Origin of the sequence: Pseudoblastomonas aquimaris, assembly GCF_035481675.1 — a bacterium.
In the GTDB taxonomy this organism is placed as follows: Bacteria; Pseudomonadota; Alphaproteobacteria; order Sphingomonadales; family Sphingomonadaceae; genus Alteriqipengyuania_B.
The window spans coordinates 41551-64567 of record NZ_JAYJJW010000002.1 but is presented as its reverse complement, the minus strand read 5'-3'; the positions used below and the strand labels follow the sequence as shown (position 1 = coordinate 64567).

18 protein-coding genes and 1 tRNA gene are annotated in these 23017 nt (G+C 67.3%); 11 read left to right on the top strand and 8 right to left on the bottom strand.

What is annotated here, in order from left to right; translation table 11 throughout:
- The first annotated feature begins 15 nt into the window (after nt 1-15).
- From VCJ71_RS10350 to VCJ71_RS10340, 3 genes are all read left to right on the top strand, one after another.
- Nucleotides 16-753 (top strand): alpha/beta hydrolase, encoded by a 738-nt coding sequence (locus VCJ71_RS10350; RefSeq protein ID WP_324641003.1) that lies wholly within the window; start codon nt 16-18, stop codon nt 751-753.
- 27 nt (nt 754-780) lie between these two features.
- Nucleotides 781-1575: a tetratricopeptide repeat protein gene (locus VCJ71_RS10345; RefSeq protein WP_324641001.1), complete on the top strand. Its 795-nt coding sequence runs from the start codon at nt 781-783 to the stop codon at nt 1573-1575.
- 201 nt (nt 1576-1776) lie between these two features.
- Nucleotides 1777-6507, top strand: a complete 4731-nt coding sequence (locus VCJ71_RS10340) for an NAD-glutamate dehydrogenase (protein WP_324640999.1) — start codon at nt 1777-1779, stop codon at nt 6505-6507.
- A 5-nt stretch (nt 6508-6512) separates the two neighbouring features.
- Here the strand turns inward: VCJ71_RS10340 and queG are convergent, their stop codons facing one another.
- A complete protein-coding gene (gene queG, locus VCJ71_RS10335) occupies nt 6513-7550 on the bottom strand; it encodes a tRNA epoxyqueuosine(34) reductase QueG (RefSeq protein ID WP_324640998.1) in 1038 nt (345 codons plus the stop codon).
- Between the two features lie 95 nt (nt 7551-7645).
- Between queG and VCJ71_RS10330 the strand changes: the two genes are divergently transcribed.
- From VCJ71_RS10330 to msrB, 4 genes are all read left to right on the top strand, one after another.
- Nucleotides 7646-8638: an ABC transporter ATP-binding protein gene (locus VCJ71_RS10330; protein WP_324640996.1), complete on the top strand. Its 993-nt coding sequence runs from the start codon at nt 7646-7648 to the stop codon at nt 8636-8638.
- The gene (locus VCJ71_RS10325) at nt 8635-9882 is read left to right on the top strand and encodes an ABC transporter permease (protein ID WP_324640995.1); all 1248 of its coding nucleotides are present in this window, start codon (nt 8635-8637) and stop codon (nt 9880-9882) included. The genes VCJ71_RS10330 and VCJ71_RS10325 overlap by 4 nt, the downstream gene beginning before the upstream one ends.
- A 120-nt stretch (nt 9883-10002) precedes the next feature.
- Nucleotides 10003-11343 (top strand): cytochrome P450, encoded by a 1341-nt coding sequence (locus VCJ71_RS10320; protein ID WP_324641519.1) that lies wholly within the window; start codon nt 10003-10005, stop codon nt 11341-11343.
- Between the two features lie 57 nt (nt 11344-11400).
- Nucleotides 11401-11919, top strand: a complete 519-nt coding sequence (gene msrB, locus VCJ71_RS10315; protein WP_324640992.1) for a peptide-methionine (R)-S-oxide reductase MsrB — start codon at nt 11401-11403, stop codon at nt 11917-11919.
- Here the strand turns inward: msrB and VCJ71_RS10310 are convergent.
- The 7 genes from VCJ71_RS10310 to VCJ71_RS10280 all read right to left on the bottom strand — a co-directional run bounded on the left by VCJ71_RS10310 (nt 11906) and on the right by VCJ71_RS10280 (nt 17644).
- Entirely contained in the window at nt 11906-13693 is a 1788-nt protein-coding gene (locus tag VCJ71_RS10310) for a hypothetical protein (RefSeq protein WP_324640991.1), read from the bottom strand. The genes msrB and VCJ71_RS10310 overlap by 14 nt on opposite strands.
- Nucleotides 13690-14106: a GtrA family protein gene (locus tag VCJ71_RS10305; protein ID WP_324640989.1), complete on the bottom strand. Its 417-nt coding sequence runs from the start codon at nt 14104-14106 to the stop codon at nt 13690-13692. The genes VCJ71_RS10310 and VCJ71_RS10305 overlap by 4 nt, the downstream gene beginning before the upstream one ends.
- A 10-nt stretch (nt 14107-14116) precedes the next feature.
- The gene (locus tag VCJ71_RS10300) at nt 14117-15730 is read right to left on the bottom strand and encodes an NAD(P)/FAD-dependent oxidoreductase (protein WP_324640987.1); all 1614 of its coding nucleotides are present in this window, start codon (nt 15728-15730) and stop codon (nt 14117-14119) included.
- Between the two features lie 79 nt (nt 15731-15809).
- Nucleotides 15810-16454 carry a PilZ domain-containing protein gene (locus VCJ71_RS10295; RefSeq protein ID WP_324640986.1) on the bottom strand — a complete coding sequence of 215 codons (645 nt, stop codon included), beginning with the start codon at nt 16452-16454 and terminating at the stop codon, nt 15810-15812.
- A 262-nt stretch (nt 16455-16716) separates the two neighbouring features.
- Nucleotides 16717-16801 (bottom strand) — tRNA-Leu (locus VCJ71_RS10290).
- A 72-nt stretch (nt 16802-16873) separates the two neighbouring features.
- A complete protein-coding gene (locus tag VCJ71_RS10285) occupies nt 16874-17155 on the bottom strand; it encodes an integration host factor subunit beta (RefSeq protein WP_290136567.1) in 282 nt (93 codons plus the stop codon).
- A gap of 147 nt (nt 17156-17302) precedes the next feature.
- Entirely contained in the window at nt 17303-17644 is a 342-nt protein-coding gene (locus VCJ71_RS10280; protein WP_324640985.1) for a GntR family transcriptional regulator, read from the bottom strand.
- Between the two features lie 277 nt (nt 17645-17921).
- Between VCJ71_RS10280 and VCJ71_RS10275 the strand changes: the two genes are divergently transcribed.
- From VCJ71_RS10275 to VCJ71_RS10260, 4 genes are all read left to right on the top strand, one after another.
- Nucleotides 17922-19679 (top strand): peptide MFS transporter, encoded by a 1758-nt coding sequence (locus tag VCJ71_RS10275; RefSeq protein WP_324640983.1) that lies wholly within the window; start codon nt 17922-17924, stop codon nt 19677-19679.
- Nucleotides 19680-19753: 74 nt separating this feature from the next.
- Nucleotides 19754-21127: an amidohydrolase gene (locus VCJ71_RS10270; RefSeq protein WP_324640982.1), complete on the top strand. Its 1374-nt coding sequence runs from the start codon at nt 19754-19756 to the stop codon at nt 21125-21127.
- Nucleotides 21124-22500: an amidohydrolase family protein gene (locus tag VCJ71_RS10265; RefSeq protein ID WP_324640979.1), complete on the top strand. Its 1377-nt coding sequence runs from the start codon at nt 21124-21126 to the stop codon at nt 22498-22500. Before VCJ71_RS10270 ends, VCJ71_RS10265 begins: the two co-directional genes overlap by 4 nt.
- Complete coding sequence (locus VCJ71_RS10260; protein WP_324640977.1) at nt 22497-23012, top strand: FKBP-type peptidyl-prolyl cis-trans isomerase; 516 nt, start codon at nt 22497-22499, stop codon at nt 23010-23012. Before VCJ71_RS10265 ends, VCJ71_RS10260 begins: the two co-directional genes overlap by 4 nt.
- Nucleotides 23013-23017: the final 5 nt, after the last annotated feature.

The window sequence follows — 23017 nt, the reverse complement described above, 5'->3', positions numbered from 1 at the left end:
TAGGGCCCTTGCGTGATGACCGATACGCAATTCCTCCAGCTGGCGGACGGCCGCCGCATCGCCTTTCGCTACACCGCCGGAACCGGCCCAACCATCGTCTTCCTGCCGGGCTACATGTCCGACATGGCGGGCGGCAAGGCGACCGCGGTGTTCGACCGGGCGCAGGCGCGGGGGCAGGCCTGCCTGCTGCTCGACTACAGCGGCTGCGGGATAAGCAGCGGGGACTTTGCCGACGGCACGCTGTCGAAATGGCGGGGCGAGGTGCTGGCCGTGCTGGACCACGTCGGCGCGGACCGCGTGCTGGTGGTCGGCTCTTCCATGGGCGGGTGGCTGATGCTCCTTGTCGGCCTCGCGCTGAAAGAGCGGCTGGCGGGCATGGTCGGCATCGCCGCCGCACCCGACTTCACCGATTGGGGCTACGGCGAGGCGCAAAAGGCCAGGTTGCGCAGCGGGGAGACGGTGTTCGAGGAAAATCCCTACGGCCCCGAGCCCACCCCGACCCATGCCGCGTTCTGGCAAGACGGCGAGGCGCTCAAGCTGCTGGACGGCACGATCCCCATCGATGCGCCGGTCCGCCTGATCCACGGACAGCAGGATGCCGACGTGCCGTGGGAAGTCTCGCTTCGCCTCGCCGCGGCCTTGCGTTCAAGCGCGGTGCAGGTCTCGCTTGTAAAGGACGGCGAACATCGCCTGTCGCGCCCGCAGGATATCGCCCTGCTGCACACGGCCATCGACGACCTGCTGGAGCTTTAGCGACGCATGCCCTTTTCCGCCCTTCTCATGTCCACCCTCATGATTGCCCAGGTGGTGCCCGACGTGCCGACCGATCCCGCCGAGACAAGCCCCGTTGCCGCGCCGATGACGACCGAGGAAGCGCGCCTCGCCGCATGCATGGACATGCTGCGCGAAGACGTGCCTAGCGCGATTGCCGAGGCCAGCCGCTGGGCAAGCGAGGAGCCGGGCGCCGGCCGCGCGCTGCCGCTGCAGTGCCTGGGCACGGCCTATATGTGGATGGGTCGCCACGCCGCCGCGGCCGAGGCTTTCGGCGAAGCGCGCGACATCACGCCTGCCGAACAGCGCCCGGCGCGCGCCCGCTACGGCGCGATGGCGGTGATCGCGCTGGAAGCCGCCGGCGACATGGCGGGTGCGGTCGAAGCGGCGACGGCGGCGGAAGCCGATGCGATCGCAACCGGCGACACGGTCCTTGCCGCAGCGATCGCCCGCGATGCGGCGAGCCCGCTGGTCCAGCTCGGCCGGGCGGAAGAGGCGGATGCCGCCCTCGCCCGCGCGCGGGGAAACAACCCCCAGGATCCGCTCACCTGGCTCATCAGCGCCCGCTTCAGCCGCAGCCAGGAGCGGCTGGCCGAAGCGCAGGGCTTCATCCAGACCGCCGCCGCGCTGAGCCCACGCGATCCCGAAGTCGGGCTGGAAGCGGGCATCATCGCCGCGCTCGCCGGGCGCGACGGGGCGGCACGCCTCAGCTTCGCCTCGGTCATCGAAGTCGCGCCGGGATCCCCGCTGGCGGAACGCGCCCAAGCCTATATCGACCAGCTGCCCGCGCCCGCAGGCCGCTAGTCACCTCACCAGCCGTTTGCCTTGGATGCCGTAAGGGCATCGGGCCTTTCGTGCATACGAATGAATTATCGCGATTGCGCCTGTTGCCGCCGCTGGCGCACGGGCGTAAGGGCGGGCCGATTGCTGCCGGCGGCGGCAATTTTGTTGCGGCAATCGTGCCGCTTCCCGCCGGCACGCCAGGGTTCTTGAGGAGCAGCGCAGATGGGTAAAGGCCGGACGAAGCGGACGGACGACGTGCCCGGCAAGCTGGTCGACGCGCTCGGCAAGCAGATTTCCGCCTCGCTCCTCCTCGGCGACCCCGCCTTTCCACCCTCGGCGCGCAAAGATGCCGCAGCCTTTCTGCTGGCCGCCGCCGCCGGCCGCAAGCCGGGCAAGCACAACATCACGCTGGAATCCGCTTCCGAAGAGCGGCGCTTCATGCGCATTGCCATCATCAACGACGACATGCCTTTCCTGGTCGATTCGGTCGCGGCCGCTATCGCGGAACATGGGTTGACCATCGACCGGCTGGTCCATCCCGTGGTCCGCGTGTCGCGTGACGAAGGCGGCGCCATCGACGGGATTTCCGCTTACGACCGGCGGGAGAACGGCAACGGCGCGGCTGCGGAATCGATGATCTATGTCGAATGCTCGCGGGCCGATGCCCGCCAGCGCCGCGCGCTGTGCGAACACCTGGCCGAAACGCTCGACGATGTGCACGCGGCGGTGAAGGACTGGCCCAAGCTGCGCGCCGCGATGCAGCGCGATGCAGCCGCACTCGACGGCTGCAAGGGCGAAGGCGCGGAACTGATGCGCTGGCTGGACGACGGCAACCTGACCCAGCTCGGCCACATCATCCACCAGCGCGGCGGGGAGACCAAGGCACCGCTCGGCATCTGCCGTGCCAGCGCGAGCCCGCTGCTGGCACCCGAATCGATCGAGCGCGCCTTTGCCTGGTTCGCCGACCGCGACGCGTGCGAGGCCGCGCCGCTGGCGATCAAGGCCAACCGGATCAGCAACGTGCATCGCCCTGTTCCGCTCGACCTGTTCATCGTGCCGCTGTTCGCGGATGACGGCACCACGGTGACCGCGCTGTCGATCCATGCCGGCGTATGGACCAGCGCCGCGCTCACCACCCGCCCGCAGAACGTCCCGCGCATGCGCGCGCAGCTGGAAGCGCTGACGGGCAAGCTTGGCTTCGACCCGCAGGGGCATGCCGGCAAGTCGCTGGTCCATTCGCTCACCACCCTGCCGCACGACCTGGTGATCGGGTTCACCGACAAGGACGTCGAGCGCGTGGCGACGACGATGATGCGGCTGGTCGACCGCCCGCGCCCCCGCCTCGCGCTGGTGGAAGCGCCGCTGGCGCGCCACCTGTTCGTGTTCGTCTGGCTCCCGCGCGACCTCCTCAGCACGGCAGTGCGCAACCAGGCGCAGACGCTGGTCAGCGAAGCGGCGAACGGCAAGCTGCTCGACTGGAGCCTGGAAGTGGACGGCGGCCAGCTGGCGACACTGCGCTTCGTCCTCGACATCCGCGAAGGCGGCAGCGTGCCCGATGCGGCAAAGCTGGAAGAAGAGCTGGAAGTGATGCTGCGCGGCTGGGGCGAGGCCGTGGAGCGCGAGCTCGGCAAGACCGAGGAAGCAGGCCGCGCCGCCGCCATCGCCGGGCGTTTCGCCGAAAGCTTTCCGCAAGGCTACCGCCTGCGCAACACGGCGGCCGAAGCCGCGCGGGACATCACCGCGCTGCGCACGCTCGACGGCAAGAGTGCCAGCAAAAGCGAAGGCGCGCCCGATCGCGGCGTCCGCCTCTATCGCAAGGACGACGACGCCGACGGGTCGCTGCGCCTCAAGGTCTACCAGCAATCGGGCAGCCTGCCGCTTTCCGATGCCGTCCCCGCGCTGGAGAACTTTGGTTTCCGCGTGCTGGAAGAAGTGCCCACCCTGCTCGACCGCGGCAAGCTCGGCACGATCCACGATTTCCATCTCGACCTCGGTGCGCAGCAGGATACCGATGCCTTGCTGGACCGCGCGGGAGATATCGAGGCCGCCATCGCCGCCGTGCTGAATGGCGAAGCGGAGGACGATGCGTTCAACGTCCTCGTCACCACGACCGGCATCAGTGCCGCCGCGACCGGCTGGATGCGCGCGTTCTACCGTTACCTGCGCCAGACGGGCATGACCTTCGTCATCTATACCGTGGTGGGCGCCCTGCGCGGCGCGCCGCAAGTCACCCATGCGCTGATCGACCTGATCCACGCGCTGCACGATCCCGACTTCAAGGGCGACCGCGAGGAGGCCGCCGCAGATGCCCGCCGCGCGATCCGCACCGGCCTGTCGCGCGTCCAGGCGATCAACGATGATCGCCTGCTGCGCCTCTATCGCGACACGATCATGGCAATGCTGCGGACCAACATCTTCGCCCCCGCGGCGGCAGAGGCGCTGGCGTTCAAGTTCGATTCCGCCAAGGTGCCGGGCCTGCCCAAGCCGCTGCCGTGGCGCGAGATCTTCGTCTATTCGCGCCGGGTCGAAGGCATCCACCTGCGCGCCGGCCCCGTGGCGCGCGGCGGCCTGCGCTGGTCCGACCGGCGCGACGACTTCCGCACCGAAATCCTCGGCCTGATGAAAGCCCAGCGGGTCAAGAACGCGGTGATCGTCCCGACCGGCGCGAAGGGCGGCTTCTATCCCAAGCAATTGCCCGATCCCGCGCAGGACCGCGACGGCTGGGCGGCCGAAGGGCAGGCGAGCTACGAAGTCTTTATCCGCACCCTGCTGTCGATCACCGACGACCTCGACGGCGACAAGGTGATCCACCCGGAACGCGTCGTCATCCGCGACGGGGACGATCCCTATTTCGTGGTCGCGGCCGACAAGGGCACCGCGCGCTTCTCCGACGTGGCCAACGCCATCGCCGAAGACCGGGATTTCTGGCTGGGCGACGCCTTCGCCAGCGGCGGCTCCAACGGATACGACCACAAGGCGATGGGCATCACCGCCAAGGGCGCGTGGATTTCCGTGCAGCGCCATTTCCTTGAAATGGGCGTCGACGTGCAGTCCGATCCGGTCCGCGTAATCGGTTGCGGCGACATGTCGGGCGACGTGTTCGGCAACGGCATGCTGCTGTCGAAAGCGATCAAGCTGGTCGCCGCCTTCGACCACCGGCACATCTTCATCGATCCCGATCCCGATCCGGCGAAAAGCTGGAAGGAGCGCAAGCGCCTGTTCGACCTGCCGCGGTCGAGCTGGGACGATTACGACAATGACCTCATCTCCAAGGGCGGCGGCGTGTTCCCGCGCGACGCAAAGCAGATCAAGCTGACCGCCGCGATGCGCAAACTGCTGGATGTCGAGGACAAGGCGATGGAGCCCGAAGCGCTCATTTCCGCAATCCTCAAGTCGCCCACCGACCTGCTGTGGTTCGGCGGCATCGGCACCTATGTGAAAGCCTCGGCAGAGAACAACGCCGCCGTGGGCGATCCCGCGAACGACCCGATCCGGGTCAATGGCGACGATTTGCGGGTGAAAGTGATCGGCGAAGGCGCGAACCTTGGCGTCACGCAGGCCGGGCGGATCGAATTCGCGCTGGGTGGCGGGGCGATCAACACCGACTTCATCGACAACTCCGCCGGGGTCGATTGTTCGGATAACGAGGTCAATATCAAGATCGCGCTCGCCGCCGCGAAGCGTGCGGGCAAGCTGAGCGAGCCCAAGCGCGTCAAGCTGCTGGAAGAGATGACCGACGAGGTCAGCGCGCTGGTGCTGGAAGACAACCGGCTACAGGCGCTCGCCCTGTCGATCGCCGGCATCGGCGGCGCGAATGCCACCGGCTCGCAGTTGCACCTGATCGAGACGCTGGAAGACGGCGGCAACCTCGACCGGCGGACCGAAGGGCTGGCCGACAACCAGGCGCTGCAACGCCGCGCGAGCGACGGGCGCGGCCTGACCCGGCCCGAACTCGCGGTGCTCCTGTCCTCCGCCAAGCTGGTGTTGCAGGGCGCGATCGAGGCGAGCGACCTGCCCGACGATCCGGTGCTGCACGATCTCCTGCTGCGCAGCTTCCCGGAGCCGATGCGCAAGGGGTTCAAGACGCAGATCGAAAACCACCGGCTCCGCCGCGAGATCATCGCGACCAAGCTGGCGAACGCGATGGTCAACCGCCTGGGCATCGTCCACCCGTTCGAACTGGCGGAGGAGGAAGGCGTCGAGCTGGCGCAGGTGGCGGCGAGCTTCGTGGCCGTGGCGCACCTCTTTAACCTGCGCGACCTCTGGGCCGAACTCGACACGGCCAAGATGGAAGAAAGCGCGCGCCTGTTCCTGTTCGACCGCCTGGCGGCCGCCTCCGCCAACCTGATGTCGGACGTCCTGCGCACGGCAGCCGGGCGGGTGCGTCCGGCAGCCATGGTGAAGGAGCTGGGCAAGAGCGTGGACGTGCTGGCGAGCGACACCGAACAGTTGCTCGGCCGCGAACTGAAAGCCCAGTCCGCCAGGCTACGCCAGCGCTTCACCGAAGCGGGTGCCAGCGATGCGATGGCGGCGCAGGTATCGCGCATGTTCGAATTCGACGGTGCGGTCGGCCTCGCCCAGCTGGCGAGCGACAGCGATATCCCGGCCCGCCAGATCACCCATGGCTTTACCGAAATCGGCTCCGCGCTCGGCATCGACTGGGCGCAGAGCACGGCAGCGACCATGAACCCGTCCGACGTGTGGGAGCGCCTGCTCGTGTCCGGCCTGGCCCGCGATTTCCAGCAGATGCGTTTCGAATTCCTGCGCCGCCTGTCGCGCCGCAAGGGCGCGAAGGAAGATCCGCAAGGCGCGGTCGAAAATTGGGTCGAGCAGAATGAGGAGGCGATCCGCCAGTTCCGCTCCATGATCACCCGCGCGCAGAATTCGGTCGGGGTGGCCCCTGCCATGCTGGCGCAGATCGCGAGCCAGGCCCGCAACCTGCTGCAACGCTGACGCGGTTAAAGCCGGGTCGCCGCCCAGTCGGCGGCCTCGGCAACCACCGGGTCCGGATCGCTCCGCAACGCCTCCACGGGTGCGCGCAAATCCGCATTGCCGCTGTTGCCCGCAGCAATCAGGCAGTTACGCACGAAGCGATTGCGGCCGATGCGCTTGATCGGCGATCCGGAGAACAGCTGGCGGAAGCCCGCATCGTCCAGCGCCAGCAGCTCGGCGAGCCGCGGCGCGACCAGCTCCGCCCGCGGCACGAATGCCTTGTGGCGCGCTGCCGCGTCGGCGAACTTGTTCCACGGGCAGACCGCCAGGCAATCGTCGCATCCGTAGATGCGGTTGCCCATCGCTTCGCGGAACTCCTCCGGGATCGGGCCGTGATGCTCGATCGTGAGATAGGAAATGCAGCGCCGCGCATCGATGCGGTAGGGCGCCGGGAAGGCATCGGTGGGGCAGGCGTCCTGGCAGGCCCGGCATGATCCGCAGCGGTCGGCGTGGGTCTGGTCCGGCGCGAACGGCAGGGCGACGTAGATCGCGCCGAGGAACAGCCAGCTGCCATGGTCGCGGCTGACGAGGTTGGTGTGCTTGCCCTGCCACCCCAGGCCCGCCGCTTGCCCGAGCGGCTTTTCCATGACCGGCGCCGTGTCGACGAACACCTTGAGTTCCGGCGTGCCCAGCCCATCGCGCTCGGCTTCCGCCACCAGCCAGCGGGCGAGCGCCTTCAGCGCCTTTTTCACCGTGTCGTGGTAATCGCGCCCCTGCGCATAGACGGAAATGCGCGCCCTCTCGTCATCGCCCTCCAGCGCCAGCGGGTCGACCGAAGGCGTGTATGCCATGCCGAGGGCGATGACGCTTTGCGCGCCGGGCCACAGGACTTGCGGATCGGCGCGCTGGTCCTTGCGCGCCTCCATCCACTCCATCGAACCGTGGTGCCCCTCGCCCAGCCACTCTTCCAGCCGGGCCTTGCGCACAGGGTCGCCCGCAGCGTCGGCAAAGCCCACAGCCGCGAAGCCGAGCGTCGCCGCCTGCGCCCGCAACCGGTCCTGCAAGCCTGCCAAATAGCCCGAATTAACCAAACTTGCAGTTGCTCCCGTTCACTCGCGACGGTTAAGTCGCTGCAATGCTTACCGACAGCGGAGCCGCCGTGCCAACCCATTCCCCCGACGAAACCGGCGAAGCGCCCGTGCGCAATGCCATCGTCGCGCGCGGGCTGGTCAAGCGGTTCGACGAAACGCTGGCGGTGGACGGCGTCGACCTGACCGTGCCGGAAGGCGCGATCTACGGCATTCTCGGCCCGAACGGCGCGGGCAAGACGACGACGCTGCGCATGCTGCTGGGCATCATCGATCCCGACAGCGGGACGCGCGAACTGCTCGGCCATGCCAACCCCCGCGATGTCGCGCGGCTGGTCGGCTACCTGCCGGAAGAACGCGGGCTCTATCCTTCGATGAAGGCTTACGAGGCGATCGGATTCATGGGGGCGCTGCGTGGGCTGCCGCTGGCCGAAGGGCGCAGGCGCGGGCGGGAACTGCTGGACGCGCACGGCCTCGGCCACGCGGCCGAGCGCCAGATCCGCCAGTTGTCGAAAGGCATGGCGCAGACCGTCCAGCTGCTCGGCACGCTGGTCCACCGCCCGAAGCTGGTGGTGCTGGACGAGCCATTCTCCGGCCTCGATGCGATCAACCAGGGCAAGCTCGAAAAGATGATCCGCGGGCTGGCGGACGCCGGCACGACGGTGATCTTTTCGACCCACGTCATCAGCCATGCCGAGCGCCTGTGCGAATCCATCGCCATCATCGCCGGCGGCAAGGTGCCGTTCGCCGGCTCGGTCGACGTGGCGCGGGACCGGATACCGGCGCAAGTCCATCTGGAAACCGCGCGCGGCGAGGGCGCCTGGCGCGCCGCGCTGCCACCAAGCGCCGACCATGACCGCAAGGCCGGCGGCGGGCATTTCTGGTCGTTCGACCTGCCCGAAACGGGAGTCGAGCCTCTGCTGCGCGCCCTGATCGAAGGCGAGGCCGGCATCCTGTCGCTTTCCATCGAGCGCGCGGGCCTGCACGATGCCTTTGTCGCCATCGCGGGCGAGGCGGCAGCTGCCGAGATGGCGGGCACCGGCGAGCAGGACGTCGCGGCATGAGCGCGGGACACATCGAAGGCCGCCTGCCGGTGTGGCGCGCGGCATGGGTCGTCGCCCGGCGGGACTTCCTTGCCGTGCTGATGAGCAAGACCTTCATCTTCTTCCTTCTCGGCCCGCTGTTCCCCTTCGTCATCGGCGGGCTTGCCGGCGGCATCGGTGCGGAGGTACGCGACACGGTCGACCGGCCGGTGCTCGGCATCGCCATGGCTCCGGCGGCGACCGTGCAATTCGAGCGCGCCCATGCGCGGCTCCAGGCCGAACTGGGCGACTATATCCCCGGTCTCGTGCGCGTGGATGCGAGCGGCGATTTCGATCCCGGTGCGGCGCTCCGAGGCAGCGAGGTCAACATGGGCGCCATCGTCGGCGGCACGCTGGAGAAGCCGCAGCTTTACGGGCCGGCGGAGCAGGTCGCCGCGTGGCAGGGCCGCGTCGGGCTGATCGCGCGGGAGGCGCGCAGCGGCGGCGCGGCGCCCCTGCCGCAAGTCGCCAGCACCACCACGCAGGGGAGCACCGCCGGCGAGACGCGCACCCGCCTGTTCACCGCGCAGGGCGGGCAGCTGCTGTTGTTCATGCTGACCATGCTGCTTGCCGGGATGGTCCTGTCCAACCTCGTCGAGGAGAAGGGCAACAAGATCATCGAGATCCTGGCCGCGGCGATCCCCATGGACGCGGTCTTCCTTGGTAAGCTGTTCGCGATGCTGGCGATTTCCTTCGTCGGGATCACCGTGTGGGGGCTTGTCGGCGGCGGGCTGCTGTCGATGGCGGGGCGCTCGCTCGCCGATCTCAGCCCGCCCGCCGTGGGCTGGCCCGCCTTCTTCGGGCTCGGCATCGCCTATTTCTCGATGGCCTACCTCCTGCTCGGTTCGGTTTTCCTCGCGATCGGATCGATGGCGGCCACCGTGCGAGAGGTGCAGACGCTGTCCATGCCGGTGACGATGATGCAGCTGATGGTGTTCCTCTTCGCCAGCTACGCGATGGCGCAGCCGGGGTCGGGCGTGGAGATGGCGGCAATGGCGTTTCCGCTGTCCTCCCCTTTCACCATGATCGCCCGCGCCGCCCAGGACGCGGCGTTGTGGCCGCATGTGCTCGCCCTTGTCTACCAGGCCGTGTGGGTCGCGATTTTCGTGAAAGTCGGCGCGGGGCTGTTCCGCAGCCGGGTAATGAAATCGGGCGCGCAGGACCGGCGCCCCCTGTGGCGCAGGATGCTAACCCGCCGCCGCCGGCCCGTTCCCGCCGCGCGGTAAGGCGTTTGTATAAATCCGTCGCATTTCGAAACCCGTCTTGACGGACGGCGCGGCGCGGTGAACACTCCGCCCACCCATCCCGCAGGCATGCACCGGCAGGAGGGCGAGGAGATAAAAGGCATGGCAACGCAGGCACCCCCGCAGGCTCCGATGGAGTTCCGGTCCTCCCCCGCGGCGGTCGAGGCGCTGGACGCCCACCTTGCGGCGAACCCCGACCAGGCCTGGACCCACGAAGACCCCAAGGACGTCAGCCGCAGCGACATTTATTACGAGGATCGCTGGCAGCCGATCTTCCGCGAAATGCGCGAGGAAGGGCCGCTTCATTACGTCGAGCGCAGCCCCTTCGGTTCCTACTGGAACGTGGTCCAGCACAAGGCCATCCAGCACGTCGAATCGCTGCCCGAGCTCTATTCCTCCAGCTGGGAATACGGCGGCATCACCATCCTCAACCGTCTCGACGACGAGACGTTGGCGGAGCAGGGGCGCGAGCGCTTCGAGCTGCCGATGTTCATCGCGATGGACCGGCCCAAGCACACCGGCCAGCGTCGCACGGTGGCGCCCGCCTTCACGCCTGCGGAAATGAAGCGGATGGAAAGCGAGATCCGCGCCCGCACCGGCGAGCTGCTGGATACGCTGCCCGAAGGCGAGGAATTCGACTGGGTCGACACCGTCTCGATCGAGCTCACCACCGGCATGCTCGCGATCCTGTTCGGCTTCCCGTGGGAAGACCGCCGCCTGCTCACCTTCTGGAGCGACTGGGCCGGCGACACGGAGATCGCGCTGGTCCGCGATCTCGACGAGATGCGGCAAGGCATCCTCTTGGAAATGGGCGCCTATTTCCAGCAGCTGTGGGCGAGGCGTTCGCAGGAAGAGCCGGGGCCCGACCTCATCTCCATGATGATCCATTCGGAGGCCATGGCCGAGATGGACCCGCAGGAATTCATGGGCAACCTCGTCCTCCTGATCGTAGGGGGCAACGACACCACCCGCAACACGATGAGCGGCATCGTTCATGCCTTCGACCAGTTCCCCGACCAGCGCGAACTGTTCGAACAGAACCCCGAGCTCATCCCCAACGCGGTGCAGGAATGCATCCGCTACCAGACCCCGCTCGCCCACATGCGCCGCACCGCGACCGAAGATGCGGAGCTGTTCGGGGAAGAGATCAAGAAGGGCGACAAGCTGGTGATGTGGTATCTTTCCGCCAATCGCGACGAAGAGGTTTTCGAAAACCCCGACAAGCTCGACATCACGCGCGAGAATGCGCGGCGGCATATCGCCTTCGGTTATGGCATCCACCGCTGCGTGGGTGCTCGGCTGGCGGAATTGCAGCTGCGGGTCCTGCTGGAAGAAATGCACGCGCGGCGCATGCGCATCGCGGTGACGGGCGAGGTGGAGCGCGTGCGCGCGAACTTCGTCCACGGCTTCCGCAAGCTTGGGGTCACCATGTCGCGCTTCTGACGCGCCGGAATGCAACCGTTCAGCCTGCCGATACGTATATCATGGCAGGAGATACGCATGACTTTGCCAACACGACACGACCGGGGCCCAGCCAGTACCGACCGGCGCGGCTTTCTCAGCTTCCTCGGCATCGGCACCGCCCTGCCCGTGCTTGCCGCCTGCGGTGCGAGCGAGGCCGAGGCGCGCGACTGGCCGGTGACCAAGACGGACGCCCAGTGGCGCCGCCAGCTGACGAGCGCGGAGTACCGCGTGCTGCGGCAGGCGGGTACCGAGCGCCCCTATTCCTCCCCGCTCAACAGCGAGAAGCGCGCCGGCACCTATGTCTGCGCAGGCTGCCAGAACCGGCTCTATGCCTCCTCGACCAAGTTCGAGAGCGGCACCGGCTGGCCGAGCTTCTATCGTCCGCTGCGCGGCGGAATCGCGACGGATACCGATTACAAGCTGGGTTACCCACGCACCGAGGTGCTGTGCGCCGATTGCGGCGGCCACCTGGGCCATGTGTTCGATGACGGGCCGCGGCCGACGGGCAAGCGCTATTGCATGAACGGCGTGGCGATGGACTTCATTCCGTCTTGATCCGCCACAGGGCGAGATCGGTGGGGCTGCGCGGTGCGATCACCGGCTCCAGCCATGCAGGCGCGTTCCCGTCGCGCAAGGCTCCGGCCAGCGTCTCATCGCCTTCCAGCGCGTAGAAATAAAGCTCGTGATGCCCGGTGCAGGTGGCGACCCACTTCGTGCCGCGCGCCGCCAGTATGTTGCGGGACTCCTGCGGTGACGCGGCGAAAACCTCCAGCAAGGCCTTGATGCCGCGATCCCCGCGGTGGTGGCTCGTCGCGACCACGCCTGCGGGGCTGCGCAGCAGGATCTGCGGGCCGAGGTCGAGCGGGGCAAGCACTTCCTCGCCGCGACCGGCGTGGCTCGCAAATGCGGCCCAGTCGGCCTCGCACGTTTCCAGGATGTCCGGCGCTGCGCCTGGCGACGCGTTGACGGCGGACGATGTCAGCAGCGCGCCCAGCGTGAACGGCAGGGCGGGCACCAGGATCAGCGTGCAACCCGCAATCGCGGCGATGCGCTGGCGCGGGACCGGCGAGGTGCGTACCACCTCCACCCAGCGCGACAGCTGCCAGCCAAGCACCGGGGCGGCGAAGGCCACGGCGACCGAACCGGCGCGGCTGACCAGCATGGCGACGCCCAGGGCGGCCAGCGTCAGCGCGGCATATTCGAGCCAGAAACGGCGCAGCCACGCATGGGTCAGGCTGGCGTGGTGCATCATGCCCCAGATGCCCAGCGCGGCAGGCACCACGGTGAGCAGGATGATGGTCGGTTCCTGCTGCCACATCGGCAGGCCTTCGGCGATGGTGGCAAGCCAGCCGTCGCGCACCACCGGATCGACCTGCGCGAAGCCGCCGGTCGCGCACTCCGGCGCGCTGAACGCAAGGAGGGCGAAAGCCGCCGCCGCAGTGGCGGCAAGCCCGCCCAGCCGCACGGCCACGCTTCCGGGCTCGAGACGGGCGAGGCCGAACAGGCTCGCCGCGCCCAGCAGGAATACGGACAGGTGAACCGGCCCGATCGCATCGCAATGGGCGGCAAGGTCGGTGAAGCCGCGCGTGAAAGCGAACAGCAGCGCGCTGGCAGCGGCAAGCGCGGCCATGGCGTGGGTCATCAGCGTATCGTCCTGCGGATCGCGCAGCCAGCGCAGCGCGGCGATGCCGATGAACGCGGCAGCGAGCGGCAAGCCTTCGATGGAGATCGCCATCCACGCCGCCAGCGCCGTGCCGAGCACGAGGCCGCCCTTGCGCTCGTCACGCGCGATCAGTGCGTTGATCGCCACCAGCGCCAGTGCGATCTGCCAGCCGTGGTGGTCGATGCGGCCGGGCCGCAACTGGTTCGCAAGCGGCGCGGCGACGGCAACCACTATGCCGGTGGCGACGACCGCCTTAAGGCCCAGCATCCGCCAGGCGATCCGGCCGGCCAGCAGCATCACCGCGAGCAAGGTCAAGGCCGGCACTGCCGCGAGCGCAACCACTTCTGCCGCGCCCTGCCCGATCAGCGGAGCCAGCAAGGCAGCGATCAGGGCTATCGGCGCATCGACGAGGCGCGACCAGTGCATCGCAATGCCGCCGCTCGCCGCGTCGATCCGGTATTGGGTGAGATCGAACCAGCCTTGCCCGGCCAGGAAGTCGCGGACCTGTACCAAGCGCAGCGCGTCGTCGGGCCCCGGCAGGTCGAGCGCGGCAAGCTTGCTCCATGCGAAGGCGAGCGACAGCGCGATGGCGGCGAGCCAGATGGCGGCAACGCGCACGACCATCTCCCGCCCGAACAGCAGCCGCCGCCGGTCGAGGCCGCTCATGGCGTGCCTGCGGTGCGAAAGACGAAATGGTTGCGCAGCAGCCAGGTGGTGAAGAAACTGACCACGATGGCCGCGACCTTGGCGGCGCGCGGATCGATCCCCGCTGCCGCTCCGCCAGCCACGATCGCGGTGGTGAGGGCGAGGCCGACGAGCGCCGAGAAGACGAACAGCGCCTTTTGCCGCGTGCGGGCAGGTCCGCGGTCCGCCACGTCGGTGCCGAACACGGTGCGGCTCGACAGCAGCCAGTGGGCCAGGATGCCGAGCGAATAGCCGGTCGCGGATGCGGCCCAAGGCGCGGCCGATAAGGCCAGCAACGCGAGGAACGTGCCGACGTCGACCGCCAGCGCGCCGACGCTTGCCAGCACGTAGCGCGTGAAGCGGATGTCGATCAGGCGGCGGACGAGAGGCGCCATGGCAATTGCGTCAGGCGGCCTTGCTGCCCGCAGCGGGCTTCACCCGCTCCGGCACGTCGCGCATGGAATTGAGTGCGGCGGCCTGGTCCTCGCTCACCGTCTCGCGTCCGTTCTCTCTGGCCGGCAGAGCCTTTTCGGCGCCTTCGTCGCCAGCCTCGTGATACTCGGCATCCTCGTTCACGCACCAGATGTCGTACACGCGGCGGTCGGCGAGGATGTTCTCCACCGTCAGCATCGCGGTCATCATCGCGTGGTCCTGGTTGTTGTAGCGGTGCATGCCGTTGCGGCCCACCAAGTGCAGCGTCGGGAACTTGTCCTCCAGCTCACCGCGCATCGCGGCGACGTTCGCGGCATAATCCTCGTCATAGACGGGATAGGCCTTTTCCTGCCGCACCACCGCGCCGCCCTTGACCTTATTGGGGTCGAGCAGGCCAAGCGTGTCCATCTCGCTTGTCGCGAGCGCAACGAGGTCGCCGTCGTCCATGTCCCACAGGCCGTCGCCCTCGAAACAGAAATATTCGAGGCCGACGCAGGCCATTTTCTCGTCGGGCACCATTTCGGGCGACCAGCTGCGGAAGTTCTGCACCCGGCCGACCTGCACCTTGCTGTCGTGGATATAGATCCAGTTGTCGGGGAACAGGTCCTCGCCTTCCACCATCAGCGCGACGGTTAGGAAGTCGCGGTATTTCAGCTTCGAGCCATTGAGCGTCGTGTCGGGCAGCGGATGCAGGCGCGCGGCGAGCTCGCGCATCGGCGCGCTGCTGATCGCGTGTTTCGCGCGGATGATCGTTTCGCCATCCGCACCGCTGGCGGTCATGCGCCAGCCGCCTTCGCCATCATCGGAGCCGACATGGGCTAGCTGCTTGAGCGCGTGGCCCATCAGGACCTCGCCCTTGCCGCTCGCCACGATCTTGTCGCGCGCGGCTTCCCACATCATGCCGGGGCCCTGGCGCGGATAGCGGAAGGTTTCGAGCAGGGTCTTGGCGCCCATCCCGTCGTTCGGTTTCTTGTTGAGGCCGAGGCTGCGCTTCAGACCGTCGACCACCGCGCTCCACAGGCTCAGGCCCTTGATCCGCTGCGCCGCCCAGTCCGCGCTCATTTCGTCGCACGGCATGCCCCACACCTTCTCGGTGTAAGTCTTGAAGAAGATCGAATAGAGCTTGTGGCCGAACTGGTTGGTGGTCCAGTCCTCGAAACTGCGGATGTCCTTGATCGGGAAGAGCTTGTACCTGAGGTAGCTCGCCATGCATGCAGTCGAGCGCCACAGGCCCAGGTTGCGCAGCGCCTCGAAGGCGCGCAGCGGGTAGCTGTAGAACTTGCCCTCGTAATAGATGCGGCTCATCCGCGGGCGCTGGATGAAATCATCGGGCAGGATTTCGTCCCACAGGTCCACGACCTGCTGGCTTTTCGAGAAGAAGCGGTGGCCGCCGATGTCGAAGCGATAGCCGTCGTGCTCCACGGTGCGGCTGATGCCGCCGACGTAATGCGCGTCCTTCTCGATGATCGCGACCGACTTGCCGGCCTTGGTGAGGAGGTATCCGGCGGTCAGCCCCGCGGGGCCGGCCCCCACGATCGCCACGTCGACTTCGATTTCACCGCTGCTCTTGCGCGTTTCCGCTGCCATTCCTGCCCCCGTTGGCCAACCTGTCCGGATGTCTTGGTCGGGAGTGAAGGAAAATGGTTATCCAATGGTTAAACTACGGTCAGATCGCGGCGACGAGCTGGGCGAATTCCTCGAAGCGGAGATAGTTCTCGAACGTCACGCCCGCAGCCCGGCTGTGCGACCAGCACACCTTGGCCTCCAGCTCGGGCAGGACCCGCGCGCCAATGCGGATGCGACTGTGGACGGGCAATCGCCGTTCGCATTCCAGCCGCGCGCCCTGCTGCGAGATATTGGTGATGAGCGCCATCTCGCTGCCGAAGATGCCCTCGACCGTGACCGGCAGCGTGATCGCCAACCGGGTTTGCCGGCGGCGATAACGGCTCGGCTCCTCCACGATGCGGGTGACGTCCGGCCTGCCCACGAATTCGCATGCCAGCAGCATCGGTTCGCGCCTGACGGGCGTCAGCTTGAACCGGTCCCCGTTGCCGAGCACCAGCTCCAGCGTGTCTGTCTTAGGGATATCGTGGAAGACGCGCAGCGAGATGCCCTTTTCGGAAACGTCGCGGATGACACAGAGATATTCGCGCGCGCCGATGACCAGCTTGGCGCTGCGGATCAGCATCGCCTGGCGCGGCTTGGCGCGGCGTTCTTCGGGATGCGGAGCGTGGCGATGGGCGTGCGAGGCCCCGTGCTGGTCCGCGACCTGTCCCTCGTCGATGATCGGTGGCTGCCAGGCCTGCCCCATTCTGTCGTCCCCGTTTCCTGATCGCCGGAAGATTGGCGACGGGGGATGGTGTGGGCGCGGATTGGCTAAAAAGCGGCGGCGGGAGGGCTTGGGGGGATTACGTAGTGCAGTGCGGACGGGAGTCAGCGATTCGTTGGCTGAGCTGAGCTTCGCTCGGGAACTCGGGCCGATAAGGGTGCCGAAATCAAGCTTGGCGCACCTTCGCTTCGCTCGGGAGTTTCAACGGAAAACCATCCCCCGGATGGTTTTCTCTTGTTGAAACTGGTGCGGGCGGTGGGACTCGAACCCACACGAGCAAGGCTCAGGGGATTTTAAGTCCCCGGCGTCTACCATTCCGCCACGCCCGCAGCTTCGCAGCGCCTAGCGCGGCTGCGGCGGCGCCACAACGATGGCAATGATAGAGAGTCGGGAAACCGCGGTCAGTCGCGGTTGAGGCGTTCGCGCATGTCCTTGCCGGGCTTGAAGAACGGCACGCGCTTGGCGGCGACGTCCACTTCCTCGCCCGTGCGCGGATTGCGCCCCTTGCGGGCTTCGCGCTCGCGCGTGGAAAAGGCACCGAAGCCGCGCAATTCGACCCGGCCGCCTTCGGCCAGCCGCGCGCTGATTTCGTCGAAGAACAGCTCGACCACCTGCTCGACTTCCTCGTGGCGCAAATCGGGGTTGTCGTCGGCGAGGGCCTGGATGAGTTCCGATCTGATCATGTCACACCCCTTGAGTTGACCACGAAACCGCTTTTTTCGCTTGTTTATAAGCGGCTGTCGAATCCCGCGCCCCTGGCTTTCCTTGCCAGACGCGGGCGCGCGGGGCAACCTTGCAACATGAATTGTTAAATTAGGCGACAGGGCCGATTAGCAATCGGCGAGCAGGTCGCTGGCCGCGATGCCGAGCCGTTCCATCCGCGCGCGGATTTCGGGCCACTCCTCGGACAGGAACTCGTCGCGCTCGCGCGCCCGCAGGCGGCTGGCCGCGCCCGAAACCACGAACATGCCGACCCCGCGCTGCACCTCGACCAGCCCGTCGTTCTGGAACTGCTGGTAGGCCTTGGCCACTGTCAGTGGGTTCGCCCCCTGCTCCGCCGCGAAGGCGCGGACGGACGGGAGCATCGCCCCCTCCTCGTAGCGCCCTTCGATGATCGCGGCGGCGATCAGGTCGCGCAGGCGCAGGTATACGGGTCGGTTGGCTTGGTTCATGTCGGTCCCCGATCGGCCGATAACCCGACCGATTTCTTGCGCGACCATGGCCCAATCCGCCGGCCGCAAGGTGTTTCAGTGCCATAATACGGCGCAGCGCGTCAAGGGTTCCCACGTCATCGTCGCGACACAAGGACGGCTGCTTCAGGTGATAGAAAGGCGGTTTCGTCTGCAACTTGTCGCTTCACAGCGCCGATTCATCCGCTAGGGTGCGCGCTTTCCACGGGGAACGGCGCGGGACAGGGCCGCACCCGACAGGGACAAGAGGGACTATTCGATGGCATCGCAATCGCTACCGCACGGAGATTCGGCGGGCACTTTCCTGGGGCATCCGAAGGGGCTTTTCGTCCTCTTCTTCGCCGAGATGTGGGAGCGTTTCTCCTACTACGGCATGCGCGCCCTGCTGATTTTCTACCTGACCAAGCACTGGCTGTTTTCGGATAGCGACGCGGGCATCATCTACGGTGCCTACACGGCACTGGTCTACATCACGCCGGTGATCGGCGGCTATCTGGCCGACCGGTACCTGGGGCAACGCAAGGCGGTGCTGTTCGGCGCGGTCCTGCTGACCCTGGGCCATTTCTTCATGGCCTTCGAAGGCGAGCCGGGAGCAGGCAATGCCGATAATCCGGTCATTTACGTTTTCTGGCTGGCGCTGGCGCTCATCATCGTCGGCTCCGGTTTCCTGAAGGCCAACATCTCGGTCATCGTGGGTCAGCTGTACCCCCGCACCGACGTGCGGCGTGACGGTGCCTACACCATCTTCTACATGGGCATTAACCTTGGTGCGGCCATCGGCTCCCTGCTGTGCGGCTATATTGGCGAAACCTATGGCTGGGCCTATGGCTTCGGTCTTGCAGGTATCGGCATGCTCGCCGGCCTGGTCGTCTTCGTGCTCGGGAAGGGCCTGCTTCTCGGCCGCGGCGAGCCGCCGAAGGCTCTGGCCAAGAGCAAGGAGATGAGCGTCTACCTCGTCGGCCTGCTGATGGTAGCATTGTGCTGGATCGCCATCCAGAACCAGGACGCTGTCGGCGTCTTCCTCGGCACCTTCGGCGCGGCGCTCGTTTGCTACGTCCTTTCGATCGCGGTCTTCCAGCTGCCTTACGGAAACTACAACGCCGCACCTTCGGCTGCGTTCTATTCGTTCGTCGGCCTCAGCGCCCTGCTGATCGTGTCGATGTTCTTCGTTTCGCAAGGCAATGCCGGCTGGCAGCTGCCCGCGACGATCGGCGCAGGCGGCGTGCTGAGCGTGATGATCTTGCAGATGATCGCCAAGACCGACCATGACCGCGACCGGATCGTCGCGGCGATGTTCCTGATCTTCGTGTCGATCATCTTCTGGGCGCTGTTCGAACAGGCCGGCTCCAGCCTCAACCTGTTCACCGATCGCCATGTCGACCGCGGCGGCGTGCCGGCATCGGTCTTCCAGTCGATCAACGCCATCTACATCATCCTGCTGGCACCGGTGTTCGCCACGCTGTGGACCGTGATGGGGCGCAAGGGCATCGAACCTTCGACCCCGTTCAAGTTCGGCCTGGGCGTTATCCAGGTCGGGCTCGGCTTCCTGGTCCTGGTCTGGGGCGCGCAGTCGGTGGGCATCGACGTGCCGGTGCCGGTGATCTTCATCTTCCTGATCTACCTGCTCCACACGACCGGCGAATTGTGCCTGTCTCCGGTCGGCCTGTCGGCCATGAACCGGCTGGCTCCGGCGCAGATCGCATCGCTCATCATGGGCACGTGGTTCTTCGCTTCGGCCACCGGCAACTTCGCCGCCGGCCTGATCGCGGCAGCAACCGGCGCAGAAGGCGTGGGCGAAGAAGCGGGCAAGCAGGTCGTGCTCGACGTCTACTCCTCGGTCGGCTGGTGGGCCATCGGGATCGGTGTCGGCGTGATGGTCGTCAGCCCCTTCATCAAGAAGCTGATGCATCTCGATACGCTGGCAGACGACAACGTGGGCGACGACCTGGAAGGCCAGGCCGAAGGTCCGGGCGAACCGCAGGGCGCGGGCATCCACCCGGCCACCAAGCCGAACTAATTGGTGAAGGGGCGGGGTCCGGCAGAGTCCCGCCCTTTCCATTTGCTCGAACGACATTTCCGATGGGGGGATTGATGACCACAGGCCTCAGGACAGGCTTCGCGGCACTGGCTGCATTCGCGCTGGCGGGATGCGCGACGACCGGAACGGGCGAGGAGGCGGAAACCGCAGACGCGCCGGCCGAAGTGCCTTTCGCCAGCACCTATTCCGCCTATCCCGGCACACCGACCGCGATCGTGGGGGCAACCATCCTCGACGGGGCGGGCAACCAGATCGATGGCGGGACGGTCCTGTTCGCCGATGGCGAGGTTGTGGCCGTGGGCGACGCTTCGCTTGCCATCCCGGCCGGCTACACCCGCATCGACGGGGCGGGAAAATTTGTGACGCCCGGCATCATCGATATCCATTCGCACCTCGGCGTCTATCCCAGCCCCGGCGTGTCCGCGCAGAGCGACGGGAACGAGGCCACCTCCCCCATCACCGCCGACGTCTGGGCCGAGCATTCGGTCTGGCCGCAGGACCCGGGCTTCAGCCGCGCGCTTGCCAACGGCGGCGTTACCGCGATGCAGATCCTGCCCGGCTCCGCCAACCTCATGGGCGGGCGCTCGGTCACGTTGAAGAACGTGCCCAGCCGCACGGTGCAGGGAATGAAGTTCCCCGGCGCGCCCTACGGCTTCAAGATGGCATGCGGCGAAAACCCCAAGCGTGTTTACGGCAGCCGCGGCCGCCAGCCGTCCACCCGCATGGGCAATTTCGCCACCAACCGCGCCAAGTGGGCCGCAGCCAAGGAATGGGCAGAGGGCAAGCGCGAGAAACGCAATCTCGAGATGGAAACGCTGGCCGGCGTGCTCGACGGCGAAATCCTCGTCCACAACCATTGCTACCGCGCCGACGAAATGGCACTGGTGCTCGATATGGCCAAGGAAGCGGGCTACCGCGTCAGCGCCTTCCACCATGCGGTCGAAGCCTACAAGATTGGCGACCTGCTGCGCGAAAACGACGTCTGCAGCGCCATCTGGGCCGACTGGTGGGGCTTCAAGATGGAATCGCTCGACGGGATCCCGGAAAACGCGGCCCTGCTCTATAACCAGGGCGCCTGCGTGGTGATCCACTCCGACGATGCGAACGGCATCCAGCGCCTGAACCAGGAAGCTGCCAAGGCGATGACCGACGGGCACCGCATGGGCATCGAGATCAGCGATGCGGAAGGCATCCGCTGGATCACCTACAACGCCGCCAAGGCGATGGGGATCGAGGCGATGACCGGCAGCCTGGAAGCGGGAAAGATGGCCGACGTGGTGCTGTGGAACGGCAACCCCTTCTCCGTCTATTCGCGGCCCGAGCGGGTGTGGATCGACGGCGCCCTGATGTTCGACGCGGCCGATCCGGCGATGCGCCCGGTGAGCGATTTCGAGCTTGGGCTGCCCGGTGAAGGAGACGTGAAATGAAGCGCCTGCTGTCCGCCGCCGCCACGCTCGGCCTTGCCCTTTCGGCAGGCTCGCTCGCCGCGCAGGATTTCACCGTCACCAACGCCACCGTTGCCACGGGTGACGGGTCGGAGCCGGTCGAAGGCGGCATCGTCGTCGTCACCGGCGGGCGCGTGACCTATGCCGGTGCTGCCGGCGGGGCCGCCCCGGCGGGCACGGTGGTCGATGCGGGCGGGGGCTGGGTCACGCCCGGCATCTTCGCCTCGCTGACCGACCTCGGCCTCTACGATGTCAGCGGGGTGAGCAATTCGAACGACCTGTCTGCTCGAAGCTCGCCCTTCAGCGCGGCGCTCGATTTCTCGACCTCGATCAACCCGGCATCGACGCAGGTCGCGGTAAGCCGCGCGGGCGGCGTCACCCGGGCGACGGCCATCGGCACAGCGGGCAGTTCGATCTTTGCCGGTCAAGGCGCGATCATCGACCTCGGCGACGATCCCGAGCCGGTGGTCCGGCCGCGCGCCTTCCAGATGATCGAGCTGGGCGAACGCGGCGGTGCGCTGGCGGGCGGATCGCGCCCGGCGGCGCATGCGCTGCTCCGCAATGCCTTGCGCGAAGCACGGCAATATGGCGAGGCGTCGGGCATTTCCGGATCGCGCCGCCGCCCGGCCAGTGTCGACACGGGCGACGACGTGCCGATCGACCCGCGGTTGGTCGACAGCGAGGCGGAGCGTGACGATGTGCTGCTCTCCCGCTTCGATGCCGCCGCGCTGGTGCCGGTGGTGAGCGGGCAGCAGCAGCTCTACGTCCGCGCCGAGCGTGCCGCCGATATCCGGAGCGTGCTGGCGCTGAAAGGCGAATTCCCCGCGCTCGACCTGGTCCTCGTCGGCGTCAGCGAAGGCTGGCTGGTGGCAAGGGAGATCGCGGCGGCGGGCGTGCCGGTGATCGCCGACCCGCTCGACGACCTGCCCTCCAGCTTCGAGCAGCTCGCCGCCACGCAGGACAATGTCGGCCGCATGGTCGATGCCGGGGTGACGGTGGCGGTCGGCAGCTATTCCGATATGGAGCAGCCGCGCTTCGCCCCGCAATATGCCGGCAACCTCGTCAGCCTGGCCCGCGTGCCGGGCCGCACCGGGCTGACCTGGGGAGAGGCGCTGGCATCCATCACCTCCATCCCCGCGCAGATCGCGGGTGTCGGCGGGCGCTACGGCGTGCTCGCACCGGGCGCGGTGGCCGACGTGGTGATCTGGGACGGCGACCCGCTGGAGCTGTCCAGCCGCCCGACCCGCGTCTTCATCGACGGCATCGACCAGCCGCTGACCAACCACCAGACGCGCCTGCGCGACCGCTATCGCGATCTCGACGAAAGCGACCTGCCGAAAGCCTACGACCGATGACCGGAACCAAACGCAAGAGTACCTCTCCCATGCGCACCACGCTCGCCATGCTGGGCCTCGCCATCGCGGCGAGCGGGGCGGCGGTTTTGGCGCAGGACCGGGCGCCCGATTACTCGCAGGATATCGCCTGGCAGCAACAGCAGCAGACCGCGCTCCATTCGCGAAACTCGGCGGACGGCTGGACGGTGATGGACGGCGGCCTGCGCTGGCGCCGGATCGCGGGCGACGGCGTGGGCGAAAAGCCGAGTGTCGCGGACACGGTCACCGTGCATTACGCCGGCACATTCGTTGACGGCACGGGTTTCGACAGTTCCTACGACCGGGGCGAGCCTGCCACTTTCCCGCTCGGCCGGCTGATCCCGGCGTGGCAGATGGCGATCCCGCAAATGGCCGTGGGCGACACGATCGAGCTCGCCGCGCCGGCCACGCTGGCCTACGGTCCGGAAGGCAAGGGGCCCATCCCGGGCGGCGCGACGCTGTTGTTCAAGGTGGAGCTGCTCGGCATCGAGTAAAGCGC

Excerpts from the sequence above, each read along its gene's own strand:
- VCJ71_RS10285 (WP_290136567.1), bottom strand. The coding sequence starts at position 17,155 with ATGATCAGATCGGAACTCATCCAGGCCCTCGCCGACGACAACCCCGAT.
- VCJ71_RS10325 (WP_324640995.1), top strand. The coding sequence starts at position 8,635 with ATGAGCGCGGGACACATCGAAGGCCGCCTGCCGGTGTGGCGCGCGGCA.
- VCJ71_RS10345 (WP_324641001.1), top strand. The coding sequence starts at position 781 with ATGTCCACCCTCATGATTGCCCAGGTGGTGCCCGACGTGCCGACCGAT.
- VCJ71_RS10310 (WP_324640991.1), bottom strand. The coding sequence starts at position 13,693 with ATGAGCGGCCTCGACCGGCGGCGGCTGCTGTTCGGGCGGGAGATGGTC.
- VCJ71_RS10260 (WP_324640977.1), top strand. The coding sequence starts at position 22,497 with ATGACCGGAACCAAACGCAAGAGTACCTCTCCCATGCGCACCACGCTC.
- VCJ71_RS10350 (WP_324641003.1), top strand. The coding sequence starts at position 16 with ATGACCGATACGCAATTCCTCCAGCTGGCGGACGGCCGCCGCATCGCC.
- VCJ71_RS10280 (WP_324640985.1), bottom strand. The coding sequence starts at position 17,644 with ATGAACCAAGCCAACCGACCCGTATACCTGCGCCTGCGCGACCTGATC.
- VCJ71_RS10270 (WP_324640982.1), top strand. The coding sequence starts at position 19,754 with ATGACCACAGGCCTCAGGACAGGCTTCGCGGCACTGGCTGCATTCGCG.
- VCJ71_RS10265 (WP_324640979.1), top strand. The coding sequence starts at position 21,124 with ATGAAGCGCCTGCTGTCCGCCGCCGCCACGCTCGGCCTTGCCCTTTCG.
- VCJ71_RS10305 (WP_324640989.1), bottom strand. The coding sequence starts at position 14,106 with ATGGCGCCTCTCGTCCGCCGCCTGATCGACATCCGCTTCACGCGCTAC.
- VCJ71_RS10295 (WP_324640986.1), bottom strand. The coding sequence starts at position 16,454 with ATGGGGCAGGCCTGGCAGCCACCGATCATCGACGAGGGACAGGTCGCG.
- VCJ71_RS10340 (WP_324640999.1), top strand. The coding sequence starts at position 1,777 with ATGGGTAAAGGCCGGACGAAGCGGACGGACGACGTGCCCGGCAAGCTG.
- VCJ71_RS10320 (WP_324641519.1), top strand. The coding sequence starts at position 10,003 with ATGGCAACGCAGGCACCCCCGCAGGCTCCGATGGAGTTCCGGTCCTCC.
- msrB (WP_324640992.1), top strand. The coding sequence starts at position 11,401 with ATGACTTTGCCAACACGACACGACCGGGGCCCAGCCAGTACCGACCGG.
- VCJ71_RS10300 (WP_324640987.1), bottom strand. The coding sequence starts at position 15,730 with ATGGCAGCGGAAACGCGCAAGAGCAGCGGTGAAATCGAAGTCGACGTG.
- VCJ71_RS10275 (WP_324640983.1), top strand. The coding sequence starts at position 17,922 with ATGGCATCGCAATCGCTACCGCACGGAGATTCGGCGGGCACTTTCCTG.